Source organism: Streptomyces paromomycinus (genome assembly GCF_003865155.1).
Taxonomy (GTDB): Bacteria; Actinomycetota; Actinomycetes; order Streptomycetales; family Streptomycetaceae; genus Streptomyces; species Streptomyces chrestomyceticus.
The window spans coordinates 2,927,168-2,938,512 of record NZ_BHZD01000001.1; the positions used below are offsets into that span (position 1 = coordinate 2,927,168).

An 11,345-nucleotide genomic window follows, 5' to 3' on the forward strand; every position below is an offset into this window, starting at 1 on the left:
CCCCCGGCTCACCGCCTCACCAACCGCCGCGCCACGCAGTGGGACAGGGCCGTGGCCGCCCCGGCCACGGCCAGCCCGCTCACCGCCCCGCGCGCGTCCATGGGCCTGAGGCGCCCCACACGCCGCAGCCTGCCGCGCGCCCACACCGCATACGGGATGACGATCAGCGGTGAGGTGACCGAGCCGGGGGTGTAACCACGTACGGCCGCGGCCTGCGCGAGGTGCATCAGGCCGTGCAGCCCGAACCCGTCCACCGCCCCCTGGAAGAAGGCCGACCGGCCACCGGCGCGGTGCCCCCGCACCGAGGCAGCGGCCACGACGACCGCCATGGCACCCACCGCGACCGTGAACTCCCGCTGATCGACACCTTCCAGTGCCTTCCAGAGCCGTTCCGGCACCCCGGGAAACCGTTTCCGCAGCTCCGGCAGGCTGCTACGGATCCACCGCGGCCCGAAGACCACCTCTTCCGCATCATGCAACGCCCAGGCGGCGAGCAGTCCGAACGTGACAGCGGGACTCATGCCCTGCGTGATCTCCGACATGACCACCGAGTCTGCCACGCCCCAAACCCGCCTGCTTCCCCGCCACTTACGAACACCCGTGACCCGGCACCCTTGACCTTGTCACGGTGTCAAGCACTCCACTGAGGGACACGCCCACCCGCCCCCGCTCCCTCACCGAGGCCCCCATGCTCACCTACACCGGCTCCGGCCCGTACTGCTACAGCAACTCCCTCGCGATGATGCTCGGCCCCGCCGCCCCGCCGACCGCCGTCATCGAAACCCTCACCGGCTCCCCGTTCGGCGTCCAGCTCATCGGCGGCACCATGCCCCTGTTCGACCCGTACGGCTGGGACCCGGAACGCGGCCTGGACGCTGCCGTGCCGGCGCTCGGCCTGCACTGCACACGCGATGCGGGCGGCACCCAGGACGAGGCACTGGACCGCCTCCGCGCCGCCTGCGCGGAAGGCCCCGTCCTGGCCGGCCCGCTGGAGATGGGCCTGCTCCTGTACCAGCACGGCTCCGGCACCGCGAACGGCGCCGACCACTACGTGGTCGTCCTCGCCGTCGAGAACGACACCGTCCTCCTCCACGACCCGCACGGCCACCCGTACGCCACCCTCCCCGCCCCCGCATTCGCCGCCGCCTGGCGCGCGGAGACGGTGCCGTACACCGAAGACACCTACGTGATGCGCTCCGCCTTCACCCAACAGCGGACCGTCGCCCCGACGGACGCCCTGCGCCAGTCCCTGCCCGGCGCCGTACAGTGGCTGACCGGCCGCGACGACCTGCCGGTCCCGCCGGGAACCCTGGGCGGAGCCGCCGCAGTCGAAACACTCGCCGACCAGGTCGCCAACGGCAACCTGCCCCCCGACACCCGCGAACTGCTCGCTGAATTCGCCGTCCAGGTCGGTGTCAGGCGCCTCCACGACGCAGCGGAGTGCCTGGCCCCCCTGGGCCTGACCGCCCCAGCCGCGCTACTGGCCGAACAGTCCCGCATCCTCGGCAGTCTGCAGTACCCGGTCGTCTCCGGCGACGACCAAGCGCTGGCAGCGGGCTTGCGGCGCCTCGCCCCGATGTACGAGCGACTCCGTACGGCTCTGGCTGAAGCCGCCGCCCAAGGCTCACCCCGCTGAACAGAGCGACGCCCCGGCCCGCTCACAACCCCACAATCCCGTTCCACTCCTTGGCGAACGCCGGACGTTCCTTGGACGTGATGTCGCGGGCGATGGCCAGGCGCTTGCGCAGCGCGCCGTCCGGGAAGACCAGTGGGTCCTCGGCCAGCGCGGCGCGTTCTTCGTCCTTGGCGGAGGCGAGGATGTCGCGGGCGGCCGGGACCGGGCAGACGTAGTTGACCCAGAGGGCCAGTTCGGCGGCGATCTCCGGGCGGTAGTAGAAGTCGATCAGCTGTTCCGCGTTGTGTTTGTGCTCCGCGCGGCCGGGGATCATCAGGCTCTCCGCCCACAGTTCGGCGCCCTCCTGCGGCACCACGAACTCGATGTCCGGGTTGTCCGCCTTGAGCTGGATGACGTCACCCGAGTACGCCTGCGCCGCGAGCACGTCCCCGGAGGCCAGGTCCTTGATGTAGTCGTTGCCGGTGAAGCGCCGGATGTGTTTCCTGTCGACGAGGCGGCGGATGCGTTCCGTCATCCGGTGGAAGTCGGTCTCCGTCCAGCGCGTGATGTCGACGCCGTCGCCCTGCATGAGCATCGCGAAGGACTCGTCCAGCCCGGCCAGCAGTGTCACCCGGCCGCGCAGGTCGTCCTTCCACAGGTCGGCGGTGTGCTGGATCTCCCGGCCGAGCTTCCTGCGGTTGTACGCGATGCCGGTGATGCCCGACTGCCAGGGGACGCTGTGCTTGCGACCGGGGTCGAAGTGCGGGGTGCGCAGCAGCGGGTCGAGGTGGCGTGCGACGTGGGGCTGCCGGGCCCGGTCCATCTCCTGCACCCAGCCGAGGCGTACGAAGCGGCCGCACATCCAGTCGCTGACGACGATCAGGTCGCGGCCGGTCGGCCGGCGGTTCATCAGGGCGGGGCTGATCTTCCCGAAGAACTCGTCGTTGTCGTTGATCTCTTCGGTGTACGTCACCGAGATGCCGGTGTGCCGCTCGAACGCCTCCAGCGTCGGCCGCCGCTGCTTGTCGCGCTCGTCCACGTCGATGTAGAGCGGCCAGTTGGCGAAGGTCAGGCGCCGGTCGCTTGCCGAGCGGTCGGGGACCGCGCGGTCGGCGGGGGCCACGTACGCGGCGGGGACTCCGCATCCGGCCGCCAGCGCGGCCAGCGCCCCGGCCGCTCCCGTGCCGACCGTGCCCCGGAGCAGCGAGCGCCGCGAAAGTTCAGCCATGGCGAGCACTCTCACGTGCCGTGGGCAGCGGCGGCAAGCGACAGAACGTCGCCTGCCGGGGCGCCGCCCACGACGGTGTGCCGGGCGGTGGAGCGCTGTGCGCGGGCCCCGCCGCCCGGCGGCCGTGCCGGTTCAGCCGTCCAGCGACGTCATCACGTGCTTGATGCGCGTGTAGTCCTCGAAGCCGTAGCCCGAGAGGTCCTTGCCGTAACCGGACTTCTTGAACCCGCCGTGCGGCATCTCGGCGACCAGCGGAATGTGGGTGTTGATCCACACGCAGCCGAAGTCCAGCTTCTTCGACATCCGCATGGCCCGGGCGTGGTCCTTGGTCCACACCGAGGACGCCAGCGCGTACTCCACCCCGTTCGACCACTCGACGGCCTGGTCCTCGTCCCGGAAGGACTGGACGGTGATGACCGGGCCGAAGACCTCCTGCTGGACGATCTCGTCGTCCTGCTGGAGGCCGGAGACGACGGTGGGCGCGTAGAAGTAGCCCTTCTCGCCGACCTGGTGGCCGCCCGCCTCGATCTTGGCGTGCGCGGGCAGGCCGTCGATGAAGCGCTTGACCTGCGCCAGCTGGTTGGCGTTGTTCAGCGGCCCGTAGAAGACGTCCTCGTCGTCCACCGCGCCGGTCTTGGTGTCGGCGGCGGCCTTGGCGAGCGCGGTCACGAACTCGTCGTGGATGGACTCGTGGACGAGCACCCGGGTCGCGGCCGTACAGTCCTGGCCCGCGTTGAAGTAACCCGCCTCCGCGATGCCCTCGACCGCCTTGGCGATGTCGGTGTCCTCGAAGACGACGACCGGGGCCTTGCCGCCCAGCTCCAGGTGTACCCGCTTGAGGTCCTTGGACGCGGACTCGGCGACCTGCATGCCGGCCCGTACGGAACCGGTGATCGAGGCCATCGCCGGGGTCTTGTGCTCGACCATCAGACGGCCGGTGTCACGGTCGCCGCAGATGACGTTGAAGACGCCGCGGGAGTGCCCCAGCTCGTCGAGCACACCGCCGATGATCTCGGCGATCAGCACGGTCGAGGCGGGCGTGGTGTCGGAGGGCTTGAGGACGACGGTGTTGCCCGCGGCCAGCGCCGGGGCGAACTTCCACACCGCCATCATCATGGGGTAGTTCCACGGCGCGACCTGCGCGCAGACGCCGACCGGCTCGCGGCGGACGATGGACGTCAGACCGTCCATGTACTCGCCCGCCGCGCGGCCCTCCAGCATCCGGGCGGCACCCGCGAAGAAGCGGATCTGGTCCACCATCGGCGGGATCTCCTCGGAGCGGACGAGCGCGATCGGCTTGCCGCAGTTCTCCGACTCGGCGGCGATCAGTTCCTCGGCCCGCTCCTCGAAGCGGTCGGCGATCTTGAGCAGGACCTTCTGGCGCTCGGCCGGCACCAGGTCGCGCCAGGCGGGGAACGCGGCCTCGGCGGCGGCCATCGCGGCGTCGACGTCCGCGGCCGCGGACAGCGGAGCGGTGGCGTACGCCTCGCCCGTGGACGGGTCGACCACCTCCGTGGTCCGCCCGTCGGCGGCGTCCCGGAACTCCCCGTCGATGTAGTTGCGCAGCCGACGCAGTTCGGTGGTCACGAGCGACCCCTCCTAGTCAGGTGTCCAGTGCTTGAGATGCCCACCCTAGCCAGGAAGTCAACGTTTTCGACATACCCGTAATGGATGAACGACGAAATCAGTGGCGTCGAGATCTGCATACAACTGATTTCATCGAATCGGGGTTGCGGGACTGACGAGGCTCGTGCACAGTGAGGGATGTGGCCACTCGTGACAGAAACGGCACCCAGTCGATCGACTCCGTCTCCCTGGCGATCATCGAGCAGCTCCAGGAGGACGGCCGCCGTCCGTACGCCGCGATCGGCAAGGCCGTCGGCCTGTCCGAGGCGGCGGTGCGGCAACGCGTACAGAAACTGCTCGACCAAGGCGTGATGCAGATCGTCGCCGTCACCGACCCCCTCACGGTCGGCTTCCGGCGGCAGGCGATGGTCGGGATCAACGTCGAAGGTGACCTCGACCCGGTGGCCGACGCCCTGACGGCCATGGAAGAGGTCGAGTACGTCGTCATGACCGCGGGCTCCTTCGATCTCCTCATCGAGATCGTCTGCGAGGACGACGACCATCTCCTGGAAATGATCAACAAGCGGATCCGCACGCTGCCCGGCGTCCGGACGACCGAGAGCTTCGTCTACCTCAAGCTCCGTAAGCAGACCTACACCTGGGGAACCAGATAGCCATGACCGCTGACCTCTCGAAGACGGCCTACGACCACCTGTGGATGCACTTCACCCGCATGTCGTCGTACGAGAACGCCCCCGTGCCGACGATCGTGCGCGGCGAGGGCACGAACATCTACGACGACCAGGGCAAGCGCTACATCGACGGGCTGGCCGGCCTGTTCGTCGTCCAGGCCGGGCACGGCCGCGCCGAACTCGCCGAGACCGCGCTCAAGCAGGCCCAGGAACTCGCCTTCTTCCCCATCTGGTCGTACGCGCACCCCAAGGCCGTCGAACTCGCCGAGCGGCTGGCGCACCACGCGCCGGGCGACCTGAACAAGGTCTTCTTCACCACCGGCGGCGGTGAGGCCGTCGAGACCGCGTGGAAGCTGGCCAAGCAGTACTTCAAGCTCACCGGCAAGCCCACCAAGCACAAGGTCATATCGCGTGCCGTGGCCTACCACGGCACGCCGCAGGGCGCCCTGTCCATCACCGGCCTGCCGGGCCTCAAGGCCCCGTTCGAGCCGCTGGTCCCCGGCGCCCACAAGGTCCCGAACACCAACATCTACCGCGCGCCGCTCTTCGGTGACGACCCGGAGGCGTTCGGCCGCTGGGCCGCCGACCAGATCGAGCAGCAGATCCTCTTCGAGGGCCCGGACACCGTCGCCGCCGTCTTCCTGGAGCCGGTGCAGAACGCGGGCGGCTGCTTCCCGCCCCCGCCCGGCTACTTCCAGCGCGTCCGCGAGATCTGCGACCGGCACGACGTGCTGCTCGTCTCCGACGAGGTCATCTGCGCCTTCGGCCGCCTCGGCACGATGTTCGCCTGCGACAAGTTCGACTACGTGCCCGACATGATCACCTGCGCCAAGGGCATGACCTCGGGCTACTCCCCGATCGGTGCCTGCGTCATCTCCGACCGGCTGGCCGAGCCGTTCTACAAGGGTGACAACACCTTCCTGCACGGCTACACCTTCGGCGGCCACCCGGTCTCCGCCGCCGTCGCCTGCGCCAACCTCGACATCTTCGAGCGCGAGGGCCTCAACCAGCACGTGCTGGACAAGGAGGACGCCTTCTTCTCGACCCTGAAGAAGCTGCACGACCTGCCGATCGTCGGCGACGTCCGCGGCAACGGCTTCTTCTACGGCATCGAACTCGTCAAGGACAAGACCACGAAGGAATCGTTCAACGACGAGGAGACCGAGCGGGTCCTGTACGGCTTCCTCTCCAAGGCCCTGTTCGACAACGGCCTGTACTGCCGTGCCGACGACCGCGGCGACCCGGTGATCCAGCTCGCCCCGCCGCTCATCGCCGACCAGCCGGTCTTCGACGAGATCGAGCAGATTCTGCGCGGCACGCTGACGGAGGCCTGGGCGAAGCTCTGAGACGTACGGGGAAGTGAGCGGGCGGTAAGGAGAGGTACGGAACTGCGGGCGCGGGGCCGGGGATCGGGCGGCAGTGGGCCGCTGCCTCGCCCCGGGCCCGTGGCCTGGATCTCGGCCCTCCAGGCCCGCCGCCCCGTCTTGTCACCTGGCCACCCGGTCACCTTCCGGGGTACGTACGTACAGGCCCGCTCAGCAGGCTCGCGCGCCCGCCCGTGATGCGCGTACGACCAGGAACTCACGGCCCCGCACGCCCTCCGGGCAGGCGCGGCACCCGGACGGGCGCGGGTTCCGGGCGCCGGCCCCCGCCCTCCCCTGCCCGCCCCGCACCTCCCGCGTGCCCCTGCCGCTCCCCCTTCGCCCAGGTTCTTCATATAAGCCGCCATTTGAGTGAACCTGAGCCGTGGTGCGCGGCGAGCGCCGAATACCGAGGGTCGCCACTCCTTACCGTGCCAGTGACCGATACTCTCCATGGTCGTTCACCCGGTTGGGGGAACGATCGGACGCGACGAGCATGAGGTGCGCAGATGGTGGCCCCACCTGACAACGACGTTCTCTGGGCGCGCGGCCTGCACCACACATACGCCGGCTCCCCCGCGCTGGCCGGGGTTTCCGTCGGTGTCCGCGAGGGCGAGATCCTCGCCGTCACCGGGCCGCGCGGCTGCGGCAAGACGACGCTCCTGCGGTGCCTTTCCGGCCAACTTGTCCCGGACAGCGGTGAGATCTGGTTCAACAGTTCACCTGTGCACACGCTCTCCCCGCTCAGCCGTGAACGGCTGCGCCTGGACCGGTTCAGCTGGGTGGACACCGAACCGCACCTCGTCCCCGAGCTGACCGCCTGGGAGAACGCCGCGCTCCCCCTGCTGCTGCGCGGCGTCGGTCACCGCGCCGCCAAACAGACCGCCGGCGAGTGGCTGGACCGGCTGGACGTGGGCCTGTGCGCCCGCCGACGCCCCGGCCGCCTCGACCAGTCGCAGCGCCAGCGCGTCGCCGTCGCCCGCGCCCTGGCCTGCGCGCCGCGCGTCCTGTTCGCCGACGAGCCCACCGCGCCGCTGCACCGCTCCGACGCCGCCCAGGTACTGCGCGCCATCACCACGGCCGCCCGCTCCCACGACATCACGGTCGTCCTCGCCACCCACGAGCCCGAGGCCGACACCCTCGCGGACCGCAGCGTGGCACTCCTCGACGGCCGCCGCGTCGGCCCCAAGGCCCCCGCCCCCGAGAAGGAAAGCAGGGCAGAGTGCTCGCTCTCCGTCTGACCCGTGGGGCCCATCCCCTCGTCCTGTTCCGCCGTCTGCTCGTGGCCGCCGCCGCGGGCACCGGCTTCCTCCTCCTGGCCGTCCTCGGCCACGCCGCCGCCCACCCGGCGTCGGCCACGGACGCCTTCGTACGTCTCCTCTGGTGCGCCGTGCCGGTCGCGGCCACCACCCAGCTCGCCGTGTCCGCGGCCCGTACCGACCCCGCGTCCCGCCCGCAACGGGGCATGTCGGCCGCCGGGCTGGGCCCTGCCCGGCTGACCCTGATCGCCGCCGCCTCCACCGCCGTCTCCTGCGTCCTGGGCAGTCTCCTCGCGCTGCTCGTCTTCCTGGCGCTGCGCGGCGACCTGGTCGGCGCGGCCGCCGCCGATTCCGCCACCCAGCTCCTCGGCGCGGGTCACGCCCTCCCGCCGGCCGGTGCGCTGTTGCTGCTCGCCGTCGTCCCCGTGACGGCGTCGGGCGCGACCGCCGTCGCCCTGCGCCCCCGTCTGCGCCCCCGCAAGGACACTCGCGGTGGCCGGCGCGGCCCCCGGGTGGCCACCGGAACCGGCGAGCCGCTGACGGCCATGGACACCAACAGCTCGCGTTCCGCCGTACCCGCCGCGCTCCCGTGGGGGATCACGCTGACGGCGGCCGGCCTCGCCCTGGAGACCTACGTCAGCCGGGGCTCCGAGGACGCCGGCGCGCTCCTCCCGTTGCCCGAGCGCCTCGTCGGCAGCCCGCCGGGGGTGCTGGCGGGCTGGGCACTGTCCACCCTCGGCCTGGTCCTGGCAGGTCCCGGCCTCACGCAGTTGTCCGGCCGGCTGCTGGCGGCCGGCCGTCCGGGTGCCGTGCGCCTCCTCGCGGGCCGCGTCCTCCAGGAGGAGGCCCGGCGCATCGGCCGTCCGCTCGGCGTGCTCTGCGCGGTCGCCTCCGGTACGTATGCGGCGGCGAAGGTGTACGAAGCCGCCCCCGCCCGGCCGCTCGGGCCCCTCACCGGGCTGGGCGCGGCCCTCGTCCTGGCCTGCGTCACCGCGAGCGCCCTCACCGCGGCCCTGGAGGCCCGCTGGGCCCGTACGCACACCACCGCCGCCCTCCGCCGTCTCGGTACGCCCCGCTCGCTCCTCCACCGCGCCGCCGCCCTCCGCGTCCTGGCCCTCCTTGTCGTCCTGACCCCCTTGACCTGGGTCATCGCCGAACTCGCCGCTCTTCCGCTCCTCCCCTGACCCCGCCCCTCCCCTGCCCCCGCACCACGCGGCCCGCCCCGTCGGCGCCGCCCACGCACCACGCGGCCCGCCCCCGCCGTGGCCGCCCTCGCCGCCGGGCCCCGGTGCCTCCCGCCTACGATGACGGGCGTGCAGCCGAACTCCGATCCCCCCGCGTCCCCCGCCCCCCATCGCCCCGTCGAGCGGCCGCAACACCCCGGCAGCGACCGCGAGATCGAGACGCTCGCCGCGTTCGACCGGGTGCTGGCCTCGGGCAGCCTGCGCGGTTACCGGGTCCAGTCCGTCGACCTGACCGGCCGCACCTCCGCCCTGCTCGGCACGCCGGTCTCCGACACCGTCTTCCTCGGCTGCCGGATGGAACCGGAGGCCGCCGTCGGCGTACGGGCGGCCGGCGCCCTGGTCTTCCCGCCGATACCGGGCCTGCCGTTCGACCCGTACCGCGGCAGCCTCTACTCGCCCGGCGAACTCTTCGAAGACCTCGCCACGGACGCCGGCTACCCGGCGACCCCGGACGCGCGGGCCTACGCCTGGTACCAGCGCACCATGTCGGACGGCGACATCTTCGCCTCGATGCTGCGCAGCATCCACGACGACGCCGTCTCGGACGCACTGGACGAGCACCTCTCCGGCGCCCGTGTCGTCGGCATCATGGGCGGGCACGCGCTGGAGCGCGGTTCCGACGCGTACGAAGGCGCGGCCCGGCTGGGGCGCCGGCTGGCCCGGTCCGGCCTGACGGTCGCCACGGGCGGCGGTCCGGGCGCGATGGAGGCCGCGAACCTCGGCGCCTACGCGGCGCCCTTCGACGACACCATGCTGGACGAGAGCCTCGCGCTGCTCGCCAAGGTGCCGCAGTTCGGCCCCTCGGTGACGGACTGGGCGCGGGCCGCCTTCGAGGTGCGCGGCCGCTGGCCGGGCGGCGGCGACTCGGTCGGCATCCCGACCTGGTTCTACGGGCACGAACCGCCGAACGCGTTCGCGTCCCGCGTCGCCAAGTACTTCGTCAACGCGGTCCGTGAGGACGGCCTGCTGGCCCGTTCCAACGCCGGGGTGGTCTTCCTGCCCGGCGCGGCGGGCACCGTGCAGGAGATCTTCGACAACGCGACCCCGAACTACTACGGCTCGCGGGGTGAGCCGACCCCGATGGTGCTCGTCGACCGCGCCCACTGGACCGAGAAGCTGCCCGCCTGGCCGCTGCTGCGGGCGCTCGCCGCGGAGCGTGCCATGTCCGACAAGATCGCTCTGGTCGACTCGGTGGAAGAGGCTCCGGAAGCGCTGGCCCGCCTCGGCGGAGCCTCGGATTCCGGTTCCAGGGCATCTGCTTGACCGTCCGAGGCAACTCACGCCCCCGAAACCACGTCTCGCTAGTCAGGTAATGCACAGGTAAAACCAGGCAGTGCGCGAAACGGAGTTCTTGGTGCTCATCGGTCTTCTGACGGCGGTGGCGGCCTCGGCCTGCTACGGCACGGGGTCGGTCCTGCAAGCGGTGGGATCGCGCAAGTCCGCGCGCCGGGAGGCGGCCGCCGCGTCCACCACCGGCGTCACCGCACACGGCGGTCCCAGCCTCTCCTCCACCGCCAAGGCCGCCGTGACGTGGGAGTTCATGGTCGGCACGGTGCTGGACTTCGTGGGGTTCGGGCTCGGCGCGCTGGCCGCCCGGATGCTGCCGCTGTTCCTCTCGCAGACCGTCATCAGCGCCAACCTCGTGATCACCGCCGTACTCAGCATCAAGCTGCTCGGCATCCGGCTGAACCCGCGCGAGTGGGTCTCCATCGGCGTGGTCTGCTCGGCGCTGGTCCTGCTCGCCACCGCGGCCGGGCCGGAGGGCGGCGGGGACGCCTCGACGACCACCCACTGGTGGCTGCTGATCGCCTCGGTGGCGCTGATGGGCGGCGGCACGCTGGCCGTCCGGCTGCTCGGCAGCCGCGCCGCGATCCTCGCCGGTCTGCTGTCCGGTCTGGGCTTCGGCGCGCTCGGTGTCGGCGTACGGGTACTGAACGGCGTCGACCCGTTCAACCTGCCCACGCTCCTGGCCGACCCGGCGCTCTACGCGATTCTGGTCGCCGGTATCGGCGGCATGTACCTGCACACGGTGGCCCTCCAGATCGGTTCGGTCAACGGCGCCACGGCGGCGCTGGTGGTGGGCGAGACGGTGGTGCCGGGCATCCTCGGGGTGCTGTGGCTCGGTGACTCCTCCCGGCCGGGCTTCGCCTGGATGGCGGTGCTCGGCTTCCTCGTGGCGGTGGCCGGCGCCGTCGCGGTCGCCTGGTTCGGGGAGCCGGAGGGCGGCGACGCGACCGGGCCGGCAGCCGGACCGACGGCCGGATCGGCATCCGTACCGGCTCCCGCGGCGGAGGCGAAGACGCCGGACGGGCCGCCGGCCGAGAGCGACGCCCGGACCACGGCCGGCAGCCGCACCAGTTCCCCGTGACACGGGCGTGCG

Annotated in this window: 10 protein-coding genes; 7 read left to right on the plus strand and 3 right to left on the minus strand. The window is 71.7% G+C overall.

From position 1 onward, the window contains the following. Window positions 1-8: 8 nt before the first annotated feature. Window positions 9-542, minus strand: a complete 534-nt coding sequence (locus tag OEIGOIKO_RS11720) for an HXXEE domain-containing protein (RefSeq protein ID WP_125053994.1) — start codon at window positions 540-542, stop codon at window positions 9-11. Between the two features lie 146 nt (window positions 543-688). Here OEIGOIKO_RS11720 and OEIGOIKO_RS11725 point away from each other — a divergent pair, with 146 nt between their 5' ends. Next, on the plus strand, window positions 689-1,636 hold the full coding sequence (locus OEIGOIKO_RS11725) for a hypothetical protein (protein WP_125058644.1): 948 nt from the start codon (window positions 689-691) through the stop codon (window positions 1,634-1,636). Window positions 1,637-1,658: 22 nt separating this feature from the next. On the opposite strand, the gene OEIGOIKO_RS11730 is transcribed toward OEIGOIKO_RS11725, so the two are convergent. Together OEIGOIKO_RS11730 and OEIGOIKO_RS11735 are read right to left on the minus strand one after the other, a co-directional pair. Beyond that, window positions 1,659-2,843: a polyamine ABC transporter substrate-binding protein gene (locus tag OEIGOIKO_RS11730; protein WP_125053995.1), complete on the minus strand. Its 1,185-nt coding sequence runs from the start codon at window positions 2,841-2,843 to the stop codon at window positions 1,659-1,661. Window positions 2,844-2,975: 132 nt separating this feature from the next. After that, window positions 2,976-4,430, minus strand: a complete 1,455-nt coding sequence (locus tag OEIGOIKO_RS11735; protein ID WP_125053996.1) for a gamma-aminobutyraldehyde dehydrogenase — start codon at window positions 4,428-4,430, stop codon at window positions 2,976-2,978. A 179-nt stretch (window positions 4,431-4,609) separates the two neighbouring features. Between OEIGOIKO_RS11735 and OEIGOIKO_RS11740 the strand changes: the two genes are divergently transcribed. From OEIGOIKO_RS11740 to OEIGOIKO_RS11765, 6 genes are all read left to right on the plus strand, one after another. Beyond that, complete coding sequence (locus OEIGOIKO_RS11740; protein WP_003980199.1) at window positions 4,610-5,083, plus strand: Lrp/AsnC family transcriptional regulator; 474 nt, start codon at window positions 4,610-4,612, stop codon at window positions 5,081-5,083. 2 nt (window positions 5,084-5,085) lie between these two features. Further along, entirely contained in the window at window positions 5,086-6,447 is a 1,362-nt protein-coding gene (locus OEIGOIKO_RS11745; RefSeq protein ID WP_218039989.1) for an aspartate aminotransferase family protein, read from the plus strand. A gap of 524 nt (window positions 6,448-6,971) precedes the next feature. Next, a complete protein-coding gene (locus OEIGOIKO_RS11750) occupies window positions 6,972-7,703 on the plus strand; it encodes an ABC transporter ATP-binding protein (protein ID WP_125053998.1) in 732 nt (243 codons plus the stop codon). Beyond that, entirely contained in the window at window positions 7,685-8,905 is a 1,221-nt protein-coding gene (locus OEIGOIKO_RS11755; RefSeq protein ID WP_125053999.1) for a hypothetical protein, read from the plus strand. The genes OEIGOIKO_RS11750 and OEIGOIKO_RS11755 overlap by 19 nt, the downstream gene beginning before the upstream one ends. A gap of 213 nt (window positions 8,906-9,118) precedes the next feature. Continuing rightward, window positions 9,119-10,228, plus strand: coding sequence for an LOG family protein (locus OEIGOIKO_RS11760; protein WP_246177986.1), 1,110 nt, complete (start codon window positions 9,119-9,121; stop codon window positions 10,226-10,228). A 91-nt stretch (window positions 10,229-10,319) separates the two neighbouring features. Further along, window positions 10,320-11,333, plus strand: a complete 1,014-nt coding sequence (locus OEIGOIKO_RS11765; protein WP_125058645.1) for a DMT family protein — start codon at window positions 10,320-10,322, stop codon at window positions 11,331-11,333. The last annotated feature ends 12 nt before the right edge of the window (window positions 11,334-11,345 follow it).